The following is a 21,646-nucleotide window of genomic DNA, read 5'->3' as shown; positions in this document are numbered from 1 at the left end:
CATGGACTCGCTCATTCACTCTTTACATGACATCACCATCCGCCGGATATCGGTCAGCGAGATGGACAACAACGTGTATCTGCTCACCAGCAAAGCATCCGGCGCGCAGCTCCTGATCGATGCGGCCGATGATCTGGCCGCCATCCAGGGGCTGCTTGCCGATGCCGCCGCGGATACCTCCGCGACGCCGAAGCTGGCGCTGGTTGCCACCACCCACCAGCACTGGGACCACGTCCGGGCGCTGCCGGGCCTGGTGGAAGCAACGGGTGTGAAAACGGCGGCCGGGACAGACGATGCCCCGGAGCTGCCGGTGCCGGTGGACGTACTGCTGGATCACGGTGACGTCGGCAACTTCGACGACTTCAACGTGACGGCAGTGCACCTGCGCGGCCACACACCGGGTTCGATCGCGCTCGTGTACCAGGACCCGGAGGGCCCGGCCCACATCTTTTCCGGCGACTCGCTGTTTCCGGGCGGCGTGGGCAACACGCAGAAGGATCCTGGTCGGTTCAACCAGCTCATCACCGATGTGGCCGAGCGGCTGTTCGCCGTTTATCCGGATGACACCGTGGTGCACCCCGGCCACGGCAAGCCGACCACCCTGGGAGCGGAACGCCCGCACTTGGAAGAGTGGCGCGCCCGCGGCTGGTAGCTGATGCTGCGCTTCGTGGTTTGCGCTGCGCATAATGCCGGTCGCCGCGGGAATTCCCGTAGCGACCGGCATTTAGCGCATCGCCAGCTACTTTAAGTAGCGGGCAGGCGAAACTTTAGCGGCTGCGGCGTTCGTTCGACGCCGGGGCGGACGCGCGGCGGGGGCCGCCGCTGCGTGCCGGACGGCCTTCGCTGGAGCGGCCGTTGCCGCCGCCTGCGTAGGATCCGCCCGAGGTGCCACCGGTGTTGGATGACCAGACAGCCGCGCTGCCTCCGGCTTTGCTTCCGCCGGACTTGGCGCCGGCCGCTGCACGCTGGCCGGTTGCCGGACGTCCGCCGCGCTGGCCGCCGGCCGAGGCACCCGTGCGGGGTGCTCCGCCGGTGCGGGGTGCGCCGCTGCGGGGAGCCGAAGCGCCCCGGGCGTCGCTGCGTCCTTCTGCGGCGCGACCATCGGAACCGCGTCCGGCCGCGGCGCGGCCGCCTGCAGCCGGAACGTCGTTGCGGTGGGTGCCGTAGGACGTTGCGCGGCTGCGGACGCTGCGGCGCTCGGCTCGCTCGGCATCCTGCCGGTCCTCATTGCGCTCGATGACGCGCTCTGCTGCGTTGCGCGCGGCAGCCTGGCCTTCGTAGGCCACAGCCCGGCGCTCGGCACGGGGAAGGTCAGTGCGGGGAGCCTCAGCCCCGACGCGTCCGCGTCCGCCACGGCCGCCACGGCCACCCGCGGTGGGTGCAGCCTGGGTGGTGCGGCGGGCGCGCTTGCGCTCGGCGTTGGCGCCGGTGGAGCTGCCGCCGCCCTGGTTGGACTTGGCGGCCAGCAGCGCGGCGCGGGTGCGCGGATCAATCTTGTCGGCCATTTCGCCGACCAGTTCGGCAACCAGGGGCGAGTTGGCGGTGACCCGCTCGAAGTTGACCTCGACGCCGGCAGCCTTCATCAGCTTCTTGACGTCGGACTGCTGCTCCGGCAGGGTCAGCGTGACCACAGTGCCGTCGGAGCCGGCGCGGGCGGTACGGCCCGAGCGGTGCAGGTATGCCTTGTGCTCTGTGGGCGGATCCACGTGGATGACCAGCTCGACGTCGTCGACGTGGACGCCGCGGGCCGCGACGTCGGTGGCCACCAGGACGCGGACCTCGCCGGAGGAGAACTCGGCCAGGTTGCGGTCACGGGCGTTCTGCGAGAGGTTGCCGTGCAGGTCGACGGCGGGGATGCCCGCGTCGGTCAGGGTCTTGGCCAGCTTCCGGGCGTGGTGCTTGGTGCGCATGAAGAGCACACGGCGGCCGGCGCCCGAGGCGAGCTCGACGATCAGCTGCTTCTTGACGGTCTGGTCGTTGACCACCAGTACGTGGTGTTCCATGGTGGTCACCGCGGCCTGTGACTCATCCACGGCGTGGGTCAGCGGGTTGGACAGGTAACGCTGGACGATCTTGTCCACTCCGTTGTCCAGCGTGGCGGAGAACAGCAGGCGCTGGCCCTGGCTGGGGGTCATGTCCATGAGCTTCTTGACCACCGGCAGGAAGCCGAGGTCGGCCATGTGGTCGGCCTCGTCCAGGACGGTGATCTCGACGCCTTCGAGGGTCAGGATGCGCTGGCGGATCAGGTCCTCCAGGCGGCCCGGGCAGGCGATGACGATGTCAACGCCGGCACGCAGGGCCTTTTCCTGGCGGGCCTGGGAGATGCCGCCGTAGATCACGGTGGTGGTCAGGCCCATGGCCTTGGCCATCGGCTCGATGGTGGCGTTGATCTGGGTGGCCAGTTCACGGGTCGGTGCGAGGACCAGGCCCATGGGGCGGCCGGGCTTGCGGAAGTGCTTGGCTTCCCGCTCGGCGAGTCGTGCCACAAGCGGGATGGCGAAGGCAATGGTCTTGCCGGAGCCGGTGCGGCCGCGGCCCAGGACGTCGCGTCCGGCCAGTGTGTCCGGGAGGGTCTTGACCTGGATGGGGAACGGTTCGACGATCCCCTGGGCGGTGAGGGTGTCGGCAAGTGCTTTGGGCGTGCCGAGGGCAGCGAAAGTAGTCATATGTTTCAAAGGTCTTTCAGGCGGTATCCGTGCGGATATCGGCCCCCGGTGCCGGTTGGCCCAGGGGTTCGCCGAAGAAAAGTCAGGTGATCAACCGGGCTGTTGCCAAACTTCAGCAAGCGGCCGCCGGGACCAAATGGAACGCGTTCATCGACGCAGGATGTGCCTCTCACATGAAAAAATCCCACTCCCTGAGCCGGAATCCGGAAGGAATCCAGCAGGGGATCCGGATGATGGACCGAAGCCGGTCAACCGAATCAAGAGTGGGCATCACTGCACATCAAGTTTCACCAGTCTATCATCCGGGCGGCCCCGGGCCCGCTTCGCGCCGCGCGGCCCGCTACAACGCCAGGCTGGGCGCCTGGAACAACGGGTGTGCGACGCCGCGTGCGCCGGGGCCACGGAGCCTGTCCTGGCCTGGGCGGACACGGCCTGGGCGGCCGCGCGCAGAATGACCAGCGCCTCGGCGTCGATCAGCCGCCGGGTGCCGGTCCTCGAGTCCACGATCCACGAGTCCACGAGTCCACGGACGCCACCGTCTGCGAGACCCGGCCGCGGTGGAAGAGCTTGCCGTTGTGCCACGCCTCAATTTCGTCCCCCACCGACAGCTCCGAGCTCGAATCGACCTGCCGGGCCTCTTCTGCAGCCATGGCTTGCTCCTTGCCCCACGTTCCAGCTATTTCGTTGTCAGGCTCCAGCCTGCACCCGGAACGTTTCCGCGGCGTTTCCGCGCCGTGATTTCTTTGTGTCGCCGCCCGGGCCGGCCTGCCATGATGTGAACAGCGACCCGAAGGAGCATCATGACCGAGCACCAGCACACCGACGGCACCGTCGACGGCACGGCGGCTCAGCTGTGGGATGAGAGATACAGCAGCCAGCCCCGTGTGTGGAGCGGGCGGCCGAATCCGCAGCTGCTCGCCGAAGCGGCCGCCCTGCCGCCCGGACGCGCCCTGGACCTGGGCTGCGGCGAGGGCGCCGACGCGATCTGGCTCGCCGCCCAGGGCTGGACTGTCACCGCGGTAGATGTCTCCGCCGTCGCGCTGGAACGGGCTGCGGCCCATGCCCTGGAGTCCGGGCAAACCGGGAACATCGAGTGGGTGCGGCAGGACCTCGCCACCTGGGTCCCGGAACGGCAGTACGAGCTGGTCAGCGCCCAGTTCCTGCACTCCACCCTGATGCCGTGGCAGGAGGCCCTGCAGCTCGCGGCCGCAGCGGTGCGGACGGGCGGCACCCTGTTCGTCGTCGGCCACCACCCCGAGGGCCTGCCGCCCTGGGGAAACCACCACTCACCGGAGACGTACTTCAGCGCTGAGGACGTGGTGCGGGAGCTGGGGATAGCAGCGCCCGAGTGGCGCGTAGACGTGGCGGTGAGCCGGCGCCGCAGTATGACCGGCCCGGACGGCGAGCCGGCCGAAATCGCCGATGCCGTGCTGCGCGCCACCAGGCTCGCCGGCCGCTGAGCGCCGTGGTGGAGATTCCCTCCGGTCACGGGCCATCCAGGCCCGGTCCTGCTCCGGATTACCGGTGGAACCACCGGTCAACAGCAGGCAAGGACATCTCATGGGACGCAACGACAACGTCAAGTACACGGTCATTCACCACCTCGGCGCCGCGAGCGAGGGTGCCGGGAAACAGGCCGGGGCCCACGCGCCGAATCGTGCGGGCCGGCAGGACCGGGCCGCGCTGCAGGAGGCCGGCGGGGCTGTAAGGGACGCCCTTGGCGATCCCAACGGCAGCATCAGGCCCCGGTGCCGGCACGCCCGAGGACGGCCTCAGCCGGGGTTAGGCCCCGGGGCCGCCGACGGGCGTCCCGGATACCCGCGGGGCGACCACAACGGCGGCGACGCCGATGGCCGCGGTGAGCGCGAAAACGCCGGCGAAGGACGCCGCCGTCGTGGTGAACGCGGCAAAGACGATTCCCGTGGCGGCGAGGGCCAGTGCCCCGCCAAGGGAATCGGAGATGGACATGGCCGAGCTGTTGAACCCCTGGGTGTCCTTGGTGGAGAGCGCCAGGGTCATCACGCTCAGGCGCGGATACATCAGCCCCATGCCACCACCGGCAAACACCCAGCCGGTGATCGCGACGGCGGCCGGCCAGCCGAGCCACGTGGTCACCAGGGTAAGGACGACGGCGCCAAGCACCAGCGCCGCACCGATCCGGACCGCGCGTCGGTGATCCAGACGGGATCCGAGCCGGCCCTGGATGGCGGAGGCGGCCGCCCACGCGAGGGCCCCTCCGGTGAGGGTCAGCCCGGCGAAGGTCGGCGAGAAGCCGTAGCGTTCCACGAGCAGATACGGCAGGTACACCTCCGCGCCGAAGAATGACGCCGAGGCCAGTCCGCGGGTGAGGATGACGCTCGGTAGCCCGCGGCGGGCCGTGAGCGTTCCTCGCGGCACGAGAGGCCTGACGGCGACGAGCGCCACGGCGACGGCGGCGGCCGCCAGCACGCCGCCGGCCACCGGGACCTCTGCGGACAGGTTGAGGCCCAGCACGGCGAGTGCTGCCAGGGTAGCCCACGCCAGCCGCCCGTAACCCCACGGCGTGCGGGCGGGCTCGGCGCGGCCGCTGGACATGCCCTCCGGCACGTTGCGCTCCGCGGCTCCGCGCAGGCCGCGCACGGCAGGGACGATCATCAGCAACGCCGGCACCACGAGTCCCACGACGCCGAGGAACACCCAGTGCCAGCTGGCGAGCTGCGCCACGATCCCGGCGGCGAACGGGCCCACGAGGGAAGGGATCACCCAGGACGCGGCGAACGCGGCGAAAATCTTCGGGTGCAGCACTGCCGGATAGATCCTGGCCACCACCACGTACAGCGCCACCGTCATGGCGCCGCCGCCGAGGCCCTGCACCAGCCGGCCGGCCACCAGAGCTGCCATGCTCCCGGCCGTGCCGGCAATCAGCAGGCCCAGGACGAACAACGCCACCGAGGCGTACAGGGGGCCGACAGGACCGCGCCGGTCGGCCCAGTTGCCGGCCGCCACCATGCCGATGACACCGGTGGCGAGCGGCCCCGCGAACGCCAGCGCGTAGAGGGCGGCGCCGTCCAGTTCGCGGCTGACGAGCGGCATGATGGTGGTCACCGCCATGGATTCGAAGGCGGCCAGGAACACCAGGGCGCAGGCACCGAGGGTCACCAGCAGGTAGCTGCGGTGGAACAGGCCGGCCGATTCGTGGGCCTGGGCGGGTGCTGTACGGGTCAAGGGAGTGGCCTGATCGATAGTCATGGACGCAACCCTAAAACCTCAACTAAAGTTGAGGTCAAGGCCCGTCCTCCTGCGGTTTGCTGGAGTGTCTTCGGCGGAGTTTGAGTGAAGGCTAAAGGGGAAGCATGCCACAGCTGGCGGGCGGGGCGCACCACCCCCTGAGTATCGGCGAGGTGTCCCAGCGCAGCGGTGTGGCGCCGTCGGCCCTGCATTTCTATGAGCGCAACGGGCTGATCTCCTCGACGCGGAACACCGGCAACCAGCGCCGGTACCGGCGGGACGTGCTGCGCCGGGTGGCCTTCGTCCGGGTATCGCAACGGGTGGGCATCCCGCTGAAGGACATCCGGGCCGCACTGGACTCCCTGCCGGAGGGCCGCACCCCCACCAGGCGTGACTGGGCCAGGCTCTCCCGGCTGTGGCGGTCCGAGCTGGACGAGCGGATCGCGGCGCTGGAACACCTCCGCAACGACCTGGACGGCTGCATCGGCTGCGGCTGCCTGAGCCTGAAGACCTGCCGGCTGCAGAACCCCGACGACCAGCTGGGCGGCAGCGGGACCGGCCCCCGGCGCTGGGAGCCCGCGGCACTGCCCGCTGCCGCGCCGGCGGCGGCGGCGACGACGGCACTGCCCGCTGCCGGCACGGCGGACCGGGCCTAATCCGCGAGGTCGAGGCCATGGGCGGGAACGACGACGGACCCGCTCGCCGTCGAGTCCGGGTTCAGCATCCAGCCCACCCGCTTGACCGTGCTGAGCATGACCACGCTCTCGGCGAGCTCGATGCCCGGCACCCGCTGCCGCAACGCCAGCTCCGCATTCATCACCTCGGCCAGCGAATGCAGCCACATGATGATGACGAAATTCGTCCGGCCCGTGGTGGACGCACTCAGCCGGACGTTCCGCAGGCTCCGGAGCGCGGCGGCAGCCGCCTCGTGCTGGCCTGCCGGTACGTTGGCGAACCACTGACATGTGACGGGGAAGCCTGAATACTTCTGCGCGACCTCGCACCGGAAGGACAACATCCCGCTGGCCAGGACCCGGTTCAGCTGGCGCTGCACGGTGGCGGGGTGCCGGCCGAGGGCGCGGGCGATCTCGGCCGCCGTCGCACGGCCGTCCCGGGACAGGAAGGGCAGCAGCGCCAGGTGGCTGGCCGGCAGCGGCGGCCCGGCACGTTCCGCAGGCATCAGTCCGGACGCCTCGGGACCGGCCACCGCCCGGAGCGCCGCCCGCTGGGTGCGGTCCAGCACATTGAGGCGCCAGGCGTCGCCGCCGCTGTGCAGCCGGGTGCACAGCGAGGCCTGGTTCTTCAGCAGCCCGTCCACGTCCTTGAGCCGGGTCACCACACCGGCGCTGAATTCCTCCAGGGAGGGCGTGATCACGGTCAGCATCAGGTCCCGGTTGCTCGCGGCCTCCTCGATGGTGACCACCGCCGGAAGGGCCGCCAGGGCCGCCGTCACCTCGGCCCGGCGGTGCATTTCACAGTCGATGTCCACCAGGGCGAGGCACATCTGCTTCGGGTCCCCCACCAGGTGGGCTGTCACCCACGAGGCGCCGGCCGAGCGCAGCCGCTCCCAGCGGGCCGCGAGCGACGTCGCATGGACACCCAGCACCCGCGAGGCGTCCTGCCAGCTCAGACGCGGCGCGATCTGCAGCGCATGGATAAGCGCCAGGTCTTCTTCGCTGAGTTCCATTTCACCCTTGCCTTCAATGATTGCGCGAAAATTCATGATGATGCTTGAAAATGCATTATTCCAGCAGCCTGGGCCAGTGTGAGCTGCGCCACTGGAGAATTGGCAGAACGGTCGTCACAGACCGGAGGCACGGACAGCGACACGCCAGCCAGGATCTACAGACAAGGACCACGAATGCCGATCGCCGCAGACGCCAGGGAACTGCAGGGGGACCTCACCAGGTTCCGGCACGAGATGCACCGGGAACCGGAAATCGGGCTGGACCTCCCCCGGACCCAGGAGAAAGTGCTCAAGGCGCTGGACGGCCTCCCGTTCGAGATCACCCTCGGCCGGGACACGACGTCGGTCACCGCGGTCCTCCGCGGCCAGGCCCCCCGCCCGGAGGCAGCCGGCGCGACCGCCGGCTCGGCCGCCGGCCGGCCCGCCGTGCTTCTCCGGGCGGACATGGACGGCCTGCCCGTCCAGGAGAAAACCGGCGCCGCCTTCACCTCGATGATCGACGGGGCCATGCATGCCTGCGGCCACGACCTCCATACGGCGATGCTCACCGGCGCGGCCACCCTCCTCGCAGAGCGCCGGAACGAACTCGCAGGCGACGTCGTCCTGATGTTCCAGCCCGGCGAGGAGGGTTTCGACGGCGCCAGCTACATGATCCGCGAAGGCGTCCTGGAGGCGTCCGGCCGCCGGGTGGACGCCGCCTACGGGATGCACGTGTTCTCCGCCCTGGAACCCTACGGCCGGTTCTGCACCAGGCCCGGCGTGATCATGAGCGCCTCCGACGGGCTGTTCGTGACAGTCCTGGGGGCAGGCGGGCACGGCTCGGCACCGCACGCGGCCAAGGATCCCGTGACCGCGGCCGCCGAAATGGTCACCGCCCTGCAGGTGATGATCACCCGGCAGTTCAACATGTTCGATCCCGTGGTCATCACCGTGGGCCTGCTGCAGGCCGGCACCAAGCGCAACATCATCCCCGAGACCGCACGGTTCGAGGCGACCGTCCGCACCTTCTCCGAGGAGGCACGGGACAAAATGATGACCGCCATCCCGGCGCTGCTCAAGGGCATCGCTGCAGCACACGGCGTGGAGGTGGACGTGGACTACCGCGCCGAATACCCGCTGAGCGTCACCGACGAGGACGAGACGCACACGGCCGAGCGCGTCATCCACGAGCTTTTCGGCAGTGAGCGGCACACCCGCTTCGCGAACCCGCTCAGCGGATCCGAGGACTTCTCCCGGGTGATGAACGAGGTCCCGTCCACGTTCATCGGACTCAGCGCGGTCCCCGCGGACGCGGACCACACCACCTCCGCGTTCAACCACTCCCCGTATGCCACGTTCGACGACGGCGTGCTCGCCGACGGCGCGGCGCTCTACGCCGAACTGGCCCTGCAGCGCATCGCAGCACTGGCCGCCCGCCCCGGCGCGGCCGCAGACGCCGCCGCTCCCGCCATCCGCCCCTGACTCACCCCTGCCCTGGAGAGATGCAATGACAACCACCCTCAACCCACAGCGCGATGCCCGGGCCACACTCCGGAAAACCATCGTCGGCACCGGGATCGGCAACGCCGTCGAATGGTATGACTGGGCGATCTACGCCACTTTCACGCCGTTCATCGCCAGCCAGCTCTTCAGCAAAGCCGATCCCGCCTCGGCGGTGCTGTCCACCCTGGCGATCTTCGCCGTCGGCTTCGTCGCCAGGCCGTTCGGCGGCTTCCTGTTCGGCTGGATCGGCGACAGGATCGGCCGCAAGTCCTCCATGACGCTGGCCGTCGGGCTGGCCTCGCTCGGCAGCCTGCTGATCGGCATTGCCCCCACCTTCGCCGCCGTGGGCGTCTGGGCGTCCGTGCTGCTCCTCGTGGCCCGGCTGATCCAGGGGCTTGCGCACGGCGGCGAGCTGCCGTCGTCGCAGACGTACCTGTCCGAGATCGCGCCGCGGGAACGCCGCGGGCTCTGGTCGACCCTGATCTACACCTCCGGCACCGTGGGGATCCTGTTCGGGACGCTGCTGGGCGCGGTCCTGAACATGAGCCTCAGCACGGAGATGATGAACGCGTGGGGCTGGCGGATCCCGTTCCTGATCGGTGCCGTGATGGGTCTCTACGCCCTGGTGATGCGCGCCCGGATGCACGAGAGCAGCGTCTTCGAAGACGAGCCCGCGGCGGACAAGCGGGAACCCATCTGGCCGCAGATCGTCCGGCACCGCAAGCAGGCGCTCCAGGTGATCGGCCTGACCGTCGGCCTCACCGTCATCTACTACATCTGGGGCGTGGTGGCCCCCAGCTACGCCACCACCGCTCTGAAGATCGACCGCGGCGAAGCCCTGTGGGCCGGAGTCATCGGCAACGTGGTCTTCATTGCCGCCCTGCCGTTCTGGGGGAAGCTCTCGGACCGGATCGGCCGCAAGAAGGTCCTGTGGGCCGGCGCCACCGGTGCGGCGGTGCTGCACTTCCCGATGACGTGGCTGCTCAAGGATTCGGCCTGGCAGCTGGCGGTCAGCATGTCGGTGATGCTGGTCTTCATCGCTGCGAGCGCCGCGATCGTGCCGGCCGTGTTCGCCGAACTGTTCCCGACCAGCATCCGGACTGTGGGCGTCGGCGTCCCGTACTCGATCTGCGTGGCCGCGTTCGGCGGGACCGCCCCGTACCTGCAGCAGTGGCTCAAGGACATCAACATGGCCCAGGCCTTCAACCTCTACGCGGTGGCCCTGCTGGTCATCAGCATCCTGTTCATCTTCAGCATCCCGGAGACCAAGGGCAAGGACCTGCGCGGCTGAGTTCCGGGCCGGGTTCAGCCGCCAACGAAGCGGTTACGCCCGGCCCGGTAGCCGAACACGGCCGCCAGCGCGCCAACCCCGAGGAACAGTGCCCCGGCCGCGGCGAAGGACCCGGTGGAGTGGTGCAGCTGGCCGACCAGGAGGGTGCCGGCGGATCCCACCCCGTAGCCGACGCCCTGCATCATGCCGGACAGGTGGGCTGCGGTGTGGCCGTCGCGGGTGCGGAGCATGATCATGGTCAGCGCGACGGCGGTCAGGCTGCCCTGGCCCAGGCCCAGCAGCCCGGTCCAGAGCCAGATCAGCTCCAACGGGCCGAAGATGCTCAGCGCGAACCCGCCGCCGGTCATCAGCGCCACGACGGCGTTGATGGCGCGCTGGTCCCGGAACCGGGCGGCCAGGGCCGGGGCGAAGAGGGAACCAAGCATCTGCAGCACGATCGAGGCGGAAACGATCAGCCCGGCGGTGCCTCCGTCCACCCCGCGCTCGCGCAGGATCGGGGCCAGCCAGGCAAAGACACTGAAGGACATCATCGCCTGCAGGACCATAAAGATGGTCACCTGCCAGGCGATGCCCGAGCGCCACACGTTGACGACGCCGGCCGCCTGCTGGTGCCGGCCGTGGCGCTGCCTCACGGCCAGCGGCAGGAACAGCACAAGGACGACGCCGGCGGGCAGCGCCCAGAACCAAAGCGCCGCGGTCCACTCCCCGGTCGCGGCGAAAACGGGGTAGGTGAAGCCGGCGCCGAGCGCCGCGGAGGCGCAGATCGCCGTCGTGTAGAGGCCACCCATCAGGCCTAGCCGGTGCGGGAAGTCACGCTTGACGAGGCCGGGCAGCAGCACGTTGCAGAGCGAGATCGCGGCGCCGCAGGCTGCCGTTCCGGCCAGCAGGGCGGGCAGGTGCCCCGCGCCGGTCACCTCCACCGGGCGCAGCAGCAAGCCCGCGGTCAGCGCCAGCATGGCGCCGAGCAGCACACGTTCCGCGCCGAAGCGGCGGGCCAGCACAGGGGCGAGCGGGGCGAACACGCCAAGCAGCGTCACGGGCACCGTAGTGAGGACCACCGCCGCCCAGCCCGGCAGCCCGGCGTCGGCCGTCACTTCCGGAAGCACCGCGGAAAAGCTGGAGAAGACGGTGCGGAGGTTCAGCCCGATCAGGACCAGGCACACGCCGAGGTAGGCCAGCGCACGGCGGCTGCCGACCCGGGTTGATCCGGCCGCGGGGACGTCGTCGATTTCGGCGTCCACCAGCATGCCTCGGCCGGCCTCGATCTCGAGTCCGGGAACGGTGGAGTCCTGGGAGCTCTTCGGTACAGTCACGGACCCATTTTGGCAGGTCCGTCGCCGCAGGCGTTGTCAACAGCGCCCTGTCTAGAGCAGCACTGCCGGCGGTCCTGTCACCTCCGGCTGAGGATCAGGTAGCGTTCGTCGCTGATCTCCTTTCCCCACAGCGCCGGGTCTGTCAACGGCACGACCTCGGCGTGGTGGCGGTGCCTGAGTACCAGTTCCCGGCACTCCGCCGAGGGCATTCCGGCGCCGGTGCCCCACAGCCCTTCCACCAAGACCATAGTTCCCGGCCGGCGCAGGAGCCGCGCCCAACGACCAAGCGCGGCGTCCGGGTCCGGGAGTGCCCACAGCACGTGACGGGCCAGCACGACGTCGTAGCTCGCCGGCGGGTATGGCGGTTCTGAGGCGTCGCCCTGCATGAACTCAACCGCTGCCGAAAGTCGGGCGCCTACGGCTTCGGCAGCCTTGGCCCGCGCTGCGTCCACCATCCGGGCGGACAGGTCCAGGCCCCTGACGCTGTGGCCTGCCTCCGCAAGCAGGATGGACAGGCTGCCGGTCCCGCAGCCTAAATCTGCCGCTTCACTGCCGGGCATGGGAATGAGCGGCAGGATCAGCTCCGCCCAGGCCCGGCGGACGCCCGGATCCAGCAGGCCGTGGTCGGCTTCCCGGTCGAATTCTGCCGCCTGCCCGTCCCAGTATTCGAGTGTTGAGTCGATCATGCGGACAGTCTGCCACGGCCCCCTGACAGGAACAGGCGCCACGGCCCACCCGGCGGGACGCCGGAACTCCACTATTCTGGAAGGGATGAGTGAAACCCCAGAATCCCCCCAGACGCCGCAGACGCCCCGCCCGGTGACCCCCGGAACCCAGGCCTCGTTCGGTACCTACGGCGGCCGCCCGGTCAGCTTCGTGCGCCGCGGCACCCGCCTGCAGGGCCGCCGCCAGGTCGCCTGGGAAGAGCACTCCGACCGCTGGGCCGTCGAGGTCCCGCGCCACATCGCCAACACCTCCGTGCACCCGGACTACGTGTTTGACGCGGAGGCGGAATTCGGCCGCAGGGCCCCGCTCATTGTCGAGATCGGTTCTGGACTGGGCGACGCCGTCTGCCACGCCGCCGAGGCAAACCCGGACAAGGACTTCCTCGCAGTCGAGGTGTACACCCCCGGGCTGGCCAACACACTGATCAAGATCAACGGCCGCGGCCTGAGCAACGTCCGGGTCGTGGAAGCGAACGCCCCCGAGGTGCTCGCCACCATGCTCCCCGCCGGCTCCGTCACGGAGCTGTGGGTCTTCTTCCCGGACCCGTGGCACAAGTCCCGGCACCACAAACGCCGCCTCATCCAGCCGGCCTTCGCCGAACTCGCCTCACGCGCCATCCAGCCGGGCGGCATCTGGCGGATCGCGACGGACTGGTCCAACTACGCCGTCCATGTGCGGGATGTCCTGGCCGGCTCGCCGGACTTCGAAAACCTGTACGAGGGCGAGCGCAGCGGCGCCGACAGCCCCCTCACCCAGGTCTGGGAATCCGGCGTCGAGTCCCTCGTCGGCGGCGCACCCGTCAAGGAGGGCCGCGCCCCCGTGAGCACCGAACACACCGGCCCCAACGAGGGCACGGACCAGACCGGAGGTTGGGCACCCAGGTTCGACGGCCGGGTCCTGACCAGCTTCGAGGGCAAGGCCCATGAGGCCGGGCGGCTCATCTTCGACCTCAGCTACCGGCGGCGCTGAACGGCGGCGGCGCTCCCCCGCGGCGCCGGCTTCCGCGGCGCCGTCGGCGTCCGCTTTGCTGGCGCGGCGGCGTCCACTTGTTCCGCCTTGTTCTCCGCGGCGCCCTCCGGAAACGGCCCGGTCCCGAAGCGCCGGAGGCTGTTCCCGGACGCCGTGGCATGGCACGATTGCCTTCAGAGGCATGCGCCGGGCGGAAGTCTTGCCCGGCCGAAACAACCGAGCCAGTTGAGGGAGCCGTCATCAAAAAAGAAATGAAAGACGTCGCTGATGCGACCGAGGACTTCACCAACTCGCGGGCGCTGGAAATCGTGGCGCGCGCCGGGTTTGCCGTGAGCGGACTCCTGCATTTCCTGATCGGCCTGGTTGCGATCCGGCTGGCCATGGGCGGCCAGGGCCAGGCCGACGTCAGCGGCGCAGTGCAGCAACTCGCCAGCCAGCCGGCGGGGCCGCTGCTGTTGTGGGGCTCGTTCGCAGCCTGCGTCGCGCTGGCCCTGTGGCAGACCAGCGATGCCATCTTCGATTTCGAGCACCTGCCGGCCAAGAAGAAGCTCGGGAAGAAACTCAAGGCCGCCCTGCAGGCCGTGGTCTACGCCGGGCTCGCTGTGACCCTCGCGTCCTTCGCCGTCGGCGCCGGCAAGGAGCAAAGCAGCTCCACCAGCGACCTTTCCGTCTCCGTGATGCAGGCTCCCGGCGGGTACGCGCTGCTGCTGGCCATCGGCGCTGCGGTTGCCGTCACCGGGATCGTCTACGCCATCCGGGGCTTCCGGCAGTCCTTCAAGAAGCACCTCCGGCTTCCGGCCTCCGAGAAGGCGCGGTCCGCGGTGACAGTGCTCGGCGTCGTGGGCTACGCCGCGAAGGGGATCGCCCTTCTGCTGACTGGCTTCCTCATCATCATTGCCACCCTGAGGGTCCATCCGGAAGAATCGACCGGCATCGACGGCGGCCTGAAGGGTCTGCGCGAACAGCCGTACGGCATTTACATGCTGGCGGCCGTGGGCATCGGCCTGATTTGCTACGGCGTTTTTATGGTGGTGCGCGCCAAACTCGCCAAGATGTAGCTGGGGCGGGCCGGGCGGCCGGCCCTGCCGTCCGGCTGCAGCCGGGCGGGTGCGGGCGGCTACCCATTCGGGACGGCGATGACGGCCACCGTCTGCTGCTGACCGTCGCGCATCTCGACGCTGGCGATGCGCGCAAGCTGCACGGGGGTGGCGCCGGTGATCTTGACCCGACCGCTGGGCGTGGCCGTCCAGGCGCAGGCCCGGTCTTCGACGCCGTCGCGGTCCTTCACCCAGAGCGAGAATGTGCCGTCCACCGGCAGGCTGCGGCCGTCGACCGCGAGTTCCGTGCCCCAAGTCTTCTTGACCAGGCCCACGGTGAACTGCAGACCGTTGCCGGCCTGCACGGAGTAGCTGGCATCCGGCTTGGCCGGCGGGCTGAGCAGCGGCGCAGCAAAGGCCCCCAACGCCAGGCAGGCCGCAGCCGCGGCTGCCACCGCCGCCGTCCACCGGCGTCGGACTGTCCGCCGGCGGGCGGACAACGCATCGAGCAGCTTCCGGGGCCCGGGATCAGCCCCGGGTGCTGGCAGCCCTGGTCCGGCCGCAGCAGCCAAGGCGGTGAGGTCGACCACCGTGAGGGCCACAGCGTCTGCCACGGGTACCGCGTCCAGCAGCGCGGGGAGGCTGGCAAGTTCGTCGAGCTCCTGCCGGCAGTCAGGGCAGGCGCCCAGGTGTTGTTCGAAGGCTGCGGCTTCGGCCGGGTCGAGTCCGCCCAGCAGATAAGCGCCGAGCAACCGGTGGAGTTCCGTCCCGTTCACCGCTGCACCCCCATTTCGTCAAGGATTGTCCGCAAGGCCCGCACCGCGTAGAACGCCCTTGATTTAACCGTTCCGGCGGGGATACTCAACGTCTTCGCCGTCTCCTGGACCGTGTAGCGGCGGTAGTGGAGGGCCACCAGGACGTCCCGGTGCTCGGCGCTGAGCCGCAGCAGCGCTTCCTCCATCAGGACCTTGTTGAGGAGTTCGTCGACGCGTTCGGCAGCGTCGACAGGATCGGCCAGATCGCGTTCCGCGGCCTCGCGGGGCCTGCGCTGGGCTTTGCGGTAGTTGTCGATCATGATGTTGCGCGCGGTCCTGAACAAGTAGCTTTTGAGGCTGCCGGTGATCTCGGGCGCCTGCTGCCAGATGCGCAGTATGGTCTCCTGCACGACGTCGTCCGCCATCTGCGGGTCCCGGGAGGCGCTGAGGACAAAGCGCCGCAGGGCCGTACCGTGCTCGCGGTAGATGGCGGTCACCACGTCCTCGTCCAACGACATGCGATCCCTCCCGGCCTTGTGCCCTGTGCCTTTTGACCCCTATGACGTATGACGCACCACAAAAGTTCACTGCGCCGCCTTGAACCATTCTTCACCGGTGGACGTCGTATCGGATAGCGCCGGCCTGGCGAGGTGGCCGGTCCGAGTCAAGGAGCAGCAGTTGAAGAAGCACCTCAGCATTGGCCTGTCCGCTTTTGCTCTTGCCGCACTGCTTTCCGGCTGTGCCGGCGGCAGCGGGACCACCACGGCAACGACGTCGGCCGCCGCGCCCCCGGCCACCAGCCCGGCTCCCGCGTCCTCCGCGGCCGCCAGTTCGGCTCCTGCCCCGGCCACGGCCGCGGAGCTCAAGGTGGCGGCGTCCAAACTCGGTCAGATCGTGGTGGACGGCAAGGGCATGAGCGTCTACTACTTCACGAAGGACACAAAGGATTCGGGCACGAGCGCCTGCACCGGCGGATGCCTCACCGCATGGCCTCCCGTCACCACCACCTCGGATGCGCCGGCGGTCGAAGGCGTCACCGGCACCCTGGGAACCATCACCACCCCCGACGGCAAGAAGCAGGTGACCATCAACTCAATGCCGATCTACTACTTCGCCAAGGACCTTGCGGCCGGGGATATCCTGGGCCAGGGCGTCAACAGCGTCTGGTATCTCGCGGCACCGTCCGGCGAAATGATCACCACTGCACCCGGTTCCTAGCGCCACCGGCTGCCGCCGCTGGGGGCGGCAGGACCGGCGGCAGGACCGGTGCCGGGCCCAGAACACTTAGCCGAGAGTGCCGCTGTCCGCTTCCTCGAACTCGACGGCGGCCACGATCTCCTTGGTGACAGGGTGGATCATAAAGGCTTCGTCGTTCTCCTCCACCATCAGGAATTCGCCCTGGTCCGTGGTGAAATGCCAGGCGAGGGACTGCCCGCCGTCGTGGTTGTAATTGGGATCGCCCATGGTGATCTTCACGAGTGTGTGACCGGCCAGGTCGCAGAGTTCACGGATGATGAGCTCGAACTCCGGCACGTTCATCCGTTCCTCTTCCGCGGCTTCGGCCTGGCGTTCCGCCAGGTTGGGGACTCGGGAGACCCGCTCGGCGATGTGCCGGTCGAGTTCCTCGTCGTCCAGGACCAGCAGATCCGGCTGGGTCCGGAGCCACTCGGCGTTGAGCCGGACAATATCCTCGGTCTCCAGCAGCGGCTCAAACTCGCCGTCAAGCTCTTCGAGGAGCTGCAACGCCGGCGAAACGTCCGCGGTCCCGGCCGCGTCGCCGCCTTCCAGACCGGCGTCCCCGTCGAGGTACGCGTCGGCTTCCTCCTCGGAGAGGGCATTGAAGGCCGCGACAGTGCGGTTGAAAAGGTCCAGGTGCGCGGTGGCCCCCATGCCTTTCAGCCCCTCGCGGACGTAGGGGTCGACGTCGTCGCGTTCCGGCGTGGTGAACACGTACTGGGCGAACCCGCCGCCCAGCGACTGGGTCAGGTAAAAGTCGACGTAATAGCTGCGGAGGGCGTTCGGGGCGATCTCCTCGACGTCGAGCAGCTCCGCGTACATGGTGTTGACCACGTCGACGTTCGCGTCGACCACCTCCGCGTCGCCGCCGTTGATGCCTTCCCGGGTCAGCACGGGGGCGTAGCTCCGGACAGAAGGGCTGGTGGAAAGGCTGTGGGTCATGGGAAGTCCTCGCTGTTGACTGCGGGTGGCGCTCCGAACCATTTCACCGTAATTGCTCCGGCGGCCCGGCAGTTGAGACCCAGCTGAACGTCAGGCGAAGTTTGGGTGCACCTTCCTGCCCGTGGGCCTGCGCCTGGGACGTCGTCTCAGGACCGCGGCAGGCTCGCTAAGATGGATCAGATGACCAACTGCTGAAAGTAGTGCGCACAATGCCATCCCATCCGGACGAGAGTGCGGCACTGGCAATACAGACTCCCGCGATCAACGACCGCTCCCTTGCGGCCGGGCTTGCCTACGCCATGGGGAGCCGCGTTTCCGGGATCTCCTTCGACGCCGCCACCGGGCTGATGCTCGGCAAGGTGCGCGGCGGCTCTGATGTGCCCTATTCGACGACGGCGAAGCTGGTCCGGAAGGCGGGCGGCTGGAGCTGCACCGTGGGCGTCTGCAGCTGCCCGGTCCGGAAGGACTGCAAGCACGTGGCCGCCCTGCTGTTCGCAGCCGAGGACAACCCTGCGACGCGTGTCCAGTTGCTGGCCCCGGCCGATACCTCCCGGCTCGCCCGCCCGACGCCGGTACTCGAGGTGCCGGACTGGGAACAGGCCCTCAGCCCGCTGATTGCCCGCCCCGGCATCACCCAGTCCACCAACGGGATTCCGCTGGCGCTCCAGCTCGAGATCGAGGAACCCGCGCCGCATTTCTCGTACACCGGCCGCCGGGACCCCCTCCGCAGCGTCCGGCAGCTGAAGGCCCGGCCCGTCATCATGGGAGCCAAGGGCAAGTGGATCCGGGGCGACGTCTCCTGGAACACCCTGAGCTACCTGAGCTACCGGCGCGAGTGCAACGAGGCCCACGTCGAGTGGATGCAGGAGTTCCTGGCCTCGCACACCGCCCTCGCCAACCGCCAGCACTCCGGCACCGCGCCCTGGCTGGGGCTGAACACCTACGCCGGCAAGAACCTGTGGAGCCTGCTGGCCCAGGCCCGGAAGGTGGGCGTCGCCCTCGTCCACAGCCGGGGCCAGGAACCGGTGCGGCTCGTGGAGGACCCGGCCGTCGTCGGACTTAATCTCACCCGCTTCGGCGTCGGGCTGCCCGCGGCCGGCCCGGACGGCGACGGCGTCGAGGGGGCGGGCGTCCCCAAGGCGGCGGGCGTCGAGGGGGCGGCGGGCGGATTACCGACCGACGGCCTGTCCCTCGCGCCCACCATCACGGTGGAGGGCGCCGTCGTTGATCCTGCCTCCGTCGGGACCATCGGGCGCCCGGCCCACGGGATCTTCCTGACCTCGGGCGGAGACGCCCTCCCCGGCGTCGCGCCGGCCGATTCGATCATCACCCTCGCCCCGCTGGAAGGCGGGCTCAGCGAAGAGCTGCTGACCTTCGTCACCGCAGGGGCAACCCTGCACATTCCGGCCCGGGATGAGAGCCGGTTCCTGACCGGTTTCTATCCCAAGCTCAAGCAGTCCGCGCGGGTCACGGCGTCCGATGAGTCCGTCGAGCTGCCCACTCTGGCTGTCCCCACCCTGTCCCTGCTCGCCAACTACGGTGCGGACCACCGGGTGCGGCTGCACTGGGAATGGCACTACAAGTCCGGGAAGCTTGTCACGGCGCAGCCGCTGTGGCGCCACCCCGGCGATCACGGCTACCGCGACGACCCGGCCGAGGCCAGCGTCTTGGAGGCCGTGGGGCAGCCCTGGGACGTGGTGCCCGCATTGGGCGAGTCCGCCACGGGCGGCTGGGGGACGCCGCGGCTGGCGGCCTCGGCGGAACTCAGCGGCCTGGACACCCTGGCCTTCACCGAGGAGGTCCTCCCCCGGCTCCGCGAGTTGCCCGGCGTCGCGGTGGATACGGCCGGCGAGATTGCCGACTACCGGGAAGCCGAAGAAGCGCCCGTGGTGGCGATTTCCACCAAGGCCACCGACAGCCGGGACTGGTTCGACCTCGGCATCGTCATCACCCTCGAGGGCCAGCCGGTGTCCTTCGCGGCCCTGTTTTCCGCCCTCGCGTCAGGCCAGACACGCATGCTGCTGCCCAGCGGCGCGTACTTCTCCCTCGACCTGCCCGAGCTGCACCAGCTCCGGGCGCTCATTGATGAAGCCCGCTCGCTGCAGGACAACAAGGACGCGCCGCTGCAGATCAGCCGCTTCCAGGCCGGGCTCTGGGACGAACTGGCCCAGCTCGGCATCGTGGACGAGCAGGCCGCCGCGTGGCGCGAGGCCGTCGGCGGACTCCTGGAGGGCGGCGTGACGGGCCTGCCTTTGCCCGCAACGCTCAACGCCGAACTGCGCCCGTACCAGCTCGAAGGGTTCAACTGGCTCAGCTTCCTCTTCCGGCACGGCCTCGGTGGAGTACTGGCCGATGACATGGGCCTGGGCAAGACCGTCCAGGCGCTGGCCCTGATCTGCGCGGCCAAGGAGGCCGCAAAAGGGTCCGGCGGGGACCCGGGTGCCGGGGCGGCGTCCGGCTCCGCCCCTTTCCTCGTCGTCGCACCGACGAGTGTGGTGGGGAACTGGGAGGCGGAGACTGCGCGGTTCGCACCCGGTCTCAGGGTGAAGGCGATCAGCGAGACGTTCGCGAAGAGCGGGTCCACGCCGGCCGAGGCGATGGCCGGTGCGGACATCGTCATCACTTCCTACGCGCTGTTCCGGATCGACTATGAGGCCTATGCCGGGCGGGAATGGGCCGGTCTGGTCCTCGACGAGGCGCAGTTCGTGAAGAACCACCAGTCCAAGGCCTACCAGTGCGCCCGGAAACTCCCGGCGGTTTTCAAACTGGCGATCACCGGCACACCGCTGGAGAACAACCTGATGGAGTTCTGGGCGCTTACCTCGATCGTGGCGCCGGGCCTCTTTTCGAGTCCCAAGCGGTTTGCCGAGTACTACCAGAAACCGGTGGAAAAGAACGGCGACAAGGCCCAGCTGGACAAGCTCCGGCGTCGGGTCCGGCCGCTGATGATGCGCCGCACGAAGGAACAGGTCATCCACGACCTGCCGCCGAAGCAGGAGCAGATCCTGGAGGTGGTGCTGAACCCCCGGCACCAGAAGGTCTACCAGACGCACCTGCAGCGGGAACGCCAGAAGATCCTCGGCCTGATCGACGACGTCAACAAGAACCGCTTCACGATCTTCCAGTCGCTGACGCTGCTCCGGCAGCTCAGCCTCGACCCCTCGCTGATCGACCCCTCGCTCTCGGGGGTGCGGTCCAGCAAGCTCGACGTGCTCTTCGAGCAGCTGGAGGACCTGGTTGCGGAAGGCCACCGGGCCCTGATCTTCAGCCAGTTCACCGGATTCCTGGGCAAGGTCCGCGAGCGGCTAGTCGAGGAGAACATCGAGTTCTGCTACCTCGACGGCAGCACCCGGAACCGCACCGACGTCGTCAATGAGTTCAAGAACGGCGCCGCCCCGGTGTTCCTGATCAGCCTCAAGGCCGGCGGCTTCGGCTTGAACCTCACCGAGGCGGATTATGTGTTCCTGCTGGACCCCTGGTGGAACCCCGCCTCGGAGGCACAGGCCGTGGACCGCACGCACCGGATCGGCCAGGCCCGGAACGTGATGGTCTACCGGATGGTCGCCAAGGACACCATTGAGGAAAAGGTCATGGCGCTCAAGGCCAAGAAGTCCCGGCTGTTCGCGGACGTCATGGAGGGCGATGCCCTCTCCGGCGGGGCGCTCACGGCGGACGACCTCGCCGGGCTCTTCAACGACTGAGCGCGAACGGGCACCTACGCCCATGGCGCGAACGGGCACTCAAGCCCCCGCCCGCCGTCAACCGGCACTTAAGCTCCGGCCACACGGCGTCAGCCGAAGGCGACAACTGCGGCCCTACGACCGCAGTTGTCGCCTTCGCCGCCTTTGAATGTCGGCGCCCTTAAATGTCAGCGCCTCCTGATGTACTGAGTGTATGGAAGGCAGCACAGCCTGGATGGCGGACAGCAGGGCGGCCCTGGCCGCCGTCGCCGCGTCCGCTGCTGCGCTTGCCGCCTTCACCGGCGCGGGGGCGGCCCAGACTGATCCGTCCGGGCCCGATCCGCTCCGAAACGCCGCTCCGCTGGAAGACGCCGATCCGTTGCGGGATCTGGCGGATGATTGCCTGGACGGGCTCGCCGACGTCGCCCGGATGGAAGCCAGGTTCGCTGCGCTGAAGGTCAGGCTGGCCGCCGGATACGTGGGGGCGGCCAGGGCCCTGAGACCACCGGCGGCGTCCCCGCCGGAACACACCGCCCGGGAGATGGCCCTGGTGGCCGAGATCGCCTGTGTCCTGACCGTCAGCGAACGGGCCTCCGCCGCCCTCCTGGGAGAATGCCAGGCACTGACGACGGCGTTGCCGCTGACCCTGAACGCC

Annotated in this window: 18 protein-coding genes and 1 pseudogene; 10 read left to right on the top strand and 9 right to left on the bottom strand. The window is 69.2% G+C overall.

The genetic code is table 11. The features are described from left to right. The first annotated feature begins 1 nt into the window (after window position 1). Window positions 2-652, top strand: a complete 651-nt coding sequence (locus tag ABIB51_RS15180) for an MBL fold metallo-hydrolase (protein ID WP_354189424.1) — start codon at window positions 2-4, stop codon at window positions 650-652. Window positions 653-767: 115 nt separating this feature from the next. Here ABIB51_RS15180 and ABIB51_RS15175 read toward each other — a convergent pair whose 3' ends face one another. Together ABIB51_RS15175 and ABIB51_RS15170 are read right to left on the bottom strand one after the other, a co-directional pair. Beyond that, window positions 768-2,666, bottom strand: a complete 1,899-nt coding sequence (locus ABIB51_RS15175; protein WP_354189422.1) for a DEAD/DEAH box helicase — start codon at window positions 2,664-2,666, stop codon at window positions 768-770. Window positions 2,667-3,139: 473 nt separating this feature from the next. Then, entirely contained in the window at window positions 3,140-3,316 is a 177-nt protein-coding gene (locus ABIB51_RS15170) for a hypothetical protein (protein ID WP_354189420.1), read from the bottom strand. A 150-nt stretch (window positions 3,317-3,466) separates the two neighbouring features. On the opposite strand from ABIB51_RS15170, the gene ABIB51_RS15165 reads away from it, so the two are divergent. Continuing rightward, on the top strand, window positions 3,467-4,126 hold the full coding sequence (locus ABIB51_RS15165) for a class I SAM-dependent methyltransferase (RefSeq protein WP_354189418.1): 660 nt from the start codon (window positions 3,467-3,469) through the stop codon (window positions 4,124-4,126). Window positions 4,127-4,448: 322 nt separating this feature from the next. On the opposite strand, the gene ABIB51_RS15160 is transcribed toward ABIB51_RS15165, so the two are convergent. Next, window positions 4,449-5,894, bottom strand: coding sequence for an MFS transporter (locus tag ABIB51_RS15160; RefSeq protein WP_354189416.1), 1,446 nt, complete (start codon window positions 5,892-5,894; stop codon window positions 4,449-4,451). A 104-nt stretch (window positions 5,895-5,998) separates the two neighbouring features. Between ABIB51_RS15160 and soxR the strand changes: the two genes are divergently transcribed. Then, entirely contained in the window at window positions 5,999-6,529 is a 531-nt protein-coding gene (soxR, locus tag ABIB51_RS15155; protein WP_354189414.1) for a redox-sensitive transcriptional activator SoxR, read from the top strand. Here soxR and ABIB51_RS15150 read toward each other — a convergent pair. Further along, complete coding sequence (locus tag ABIB51_RS15150; RefSeq protein ID WP_354189549.1) at window positions 6,526-7,560, bottom strand: AsnC family transcriptional regulator; 1,035 nt, start codon at window positions 7,558-7,560, stop codon at window positions 6,526-6,528. The two genes, soxR and ABIB51_RS15150, sit on opposite strands and share 4 nt — an antisense overlap. 174 nt (window positions 7,561-7,734) lie before the next feature. On the opposite strand from ABIB51_RS15150, the gene ABIB51_RS15145 reads away from it, so the two are divergent. Together ABIB51_RS15145 and ABIB51_RS15140 are read left to right on the top strand one after the other, a co-directional pair. Then, the gene (locus ABIB51_RS15145; protein ID WP_354189412.1) at window positions 7,735-9,021 is read left to right on the top strand and encodes a M20 metallopeptidase family protein; all 1,287 of its coding nucleotides are present in this window, start codon (window positions 7,735-7,737) and stop codon (window positions 9,019-9,021) included. A 25-nt stretch (window positions 9,022-9,046) separates the two neighbouring features. Continuing rightward, on the top strand, window positions 9,047-10,333 hold the full coding sequence (locus ABIB51_RS15140) for an MFS transporter (RefSeq protein ID WP_354189410.1): 1,287 nt from the start codon (window positions 9,047-9,049) through the stop codon (window positions 10,331-10,333). A 14-nt stretch (window positions 10,334-10,347) separates the two neighbouring features. On the opposite strand, the gene ABIB51_RS15135 is transcribed toward ABIB51_RS15140, so the two are convergent. Together ABIB51_RS15135 and ABIB51_RS15130 are read right to left on the bottom strand one after the other, a co-directional pair. Continuing rightward, window positions 10,348-11,580: an MFS transporter gene (locus ABIB51_RS15135; protein ID WP_354189547.1), complete on the bottom strand. Its 1,233-nt coding sequence runs from the start codon at window positions 11,578-11,580 to the stop codon at window positions 10,348-10,350. A 143-nt stretch (window positions 11,581-11,723) separates the two neighbouring features. Continuing rightward, window positions 11,724-12,332: a class I SAM-dependent methyltransferase gene (locus ABIB51_RS15130; RefSeq protein WP_354189408.1), complete on the bottom strand. Its 609-nt coding sequence runs from the start codon at window positions 12,330-12,332 to the stop codon at window positions 11,724-11,726. An 85-nt stretch (window positions 12,333-12,417) separates the two neighbouring features. On the opposite strand from ABIB51_RS15130, the gene trmB reads away from it, so the two are divergent. Both trmB and ABIB51_RS15120 read left to right on the top strand, forming a co-directional pair. Then, window positions 12,418-13,341 carry a tRNA (guanosine(46)-N7)-methyltransferase TrmB gene (gene trmB / locus ABIB51_RS15125; protein WP_354189406.1) on the top strand — a complete coding sequence of 308 codons (924 nt, stop codon included), beginning with the start codon at window positions 12,418-12,420 and terminating at the stop codon, window positions 13,339-13,341. Between the two features lie 251 nt (window positions 13,342-13,592). Further along, window positions 13,593-14,399 carry a DUF1206 domain-containing protein gene (locus ABIB51_RS15120; protein ID WP_354189404.1) on the top strand — a complete coding sequence of 269 codons (807 nt, stop codon included), beginning with the start codon at window positions 13,593-13,595 and terminating at the stop codon, window positions 14,397-14,399. A gap of 59 nt (window positions 14,400-14,458) precedes the next feature. Here ABIB51_RS15120 and ABIB51_RS15115 read toward each other — a convergent pair whose 3' ends face one another. Continuing rightward, complete coding sequence (locus ABIB51_RS15115; protein WP_354189402.1) at window positions 14,459-15,154, bottom strand: anti-sigma factor family protein; 696 nt, start codon at window positions 15,152-15,154, stop codon at window positions 14,459-14,461. Continuing rightward, window positions 15,151-15,651: a sigma-70 family RNA polymerase sigma factor gene (locus tag ABIB51_RS15110; protein WP_354189400.1), complete on the bottom strand. Its 501-nt coding sequence runs from the start codon at window positions 15,649-15,651 to the stop codon at window positions 15,151-15,153. The genes ABIB51_RS15115 and ABIB51_RS15110 overlap by 4 nt, the downstream gene beginning before the upstream one ends. Before the next feature lie 160 nt (window positions 15,652-15,811). On the opposite strand from ABIB51_RS15110, the gene ABIB51_RS15105 reads away from it, so the two are divergent. Next, window positions 15,812-16,351 (top strand): COG4315 family predicted lipoprotein, encoded by a 540-nt coding sequence (locus ABIB51_RS15105; RefSeq protein ID WP_354189398.1) that lies wholly within the window; start codon window positions 15,812-15,814, stop codon window positions 16,349-16,351. A 66-nt stretch (window positions 16,352-16,417) separates the two neighbouring features. Here the strand turns inward: ABIB51_RS15105 and ABIB51_RS15100 are convergent, their stop codons facing one another. Continuing rightward, window positions 16,418-17,311 carry a DMP19 family protein gene (locus ABIB51_RS15100; RefSeq protein ID WP_354189396.1) on the bottom strand — a complete coding sequence of 298 codons (894 nt, stop codon included), beginning with the start codon at window positions 17,309-17,311 and terminating at the stop codon, window positions 16,418-16,420. A gap of 209 nt (window positions 17,312-17,520) precedes the next feature. On the opposite strand from ABIB51_RS15100, the gene ABIB51_RS15095 reads away from it, so the two are divergent. Together ABIB51_RS15095 and ABIB51_RS15090 are read left to right on the top strand one after the other, a co-directional pair. Next, entirely contained in the window at window positions 17,521-21,012 is a 3,492-nt protein-coding gene (locus ABIB51_RS15095) for a DEAD/DEAH box helicase (protein ID WP_354189394.1), read from the top strand. A 193-nt stretch (window positions 21,013-21,205) separates the two neighbouring features. Continuing rightward, a pseudogene (locus ABIB51_RS15090) lies at window positions 21,206-21,646 on the top strand (HNH endonuclease signature motif containing protein); the annotation flags it as partial.

Source organism: Arthrobacter sp. UYCu712 (genome assembly GCF_040547005.1).
Lineage (GTDB): Bacteria > Actinomycetota > Actinomycetes > Actinomycetales > Micrococcaceae > Arthrobacter.
The sequence above is the reverse complement of the archived record's forward strand: the minus strand, read 5'-3'. Positions and strand labels throughout refer to the sequence as shown.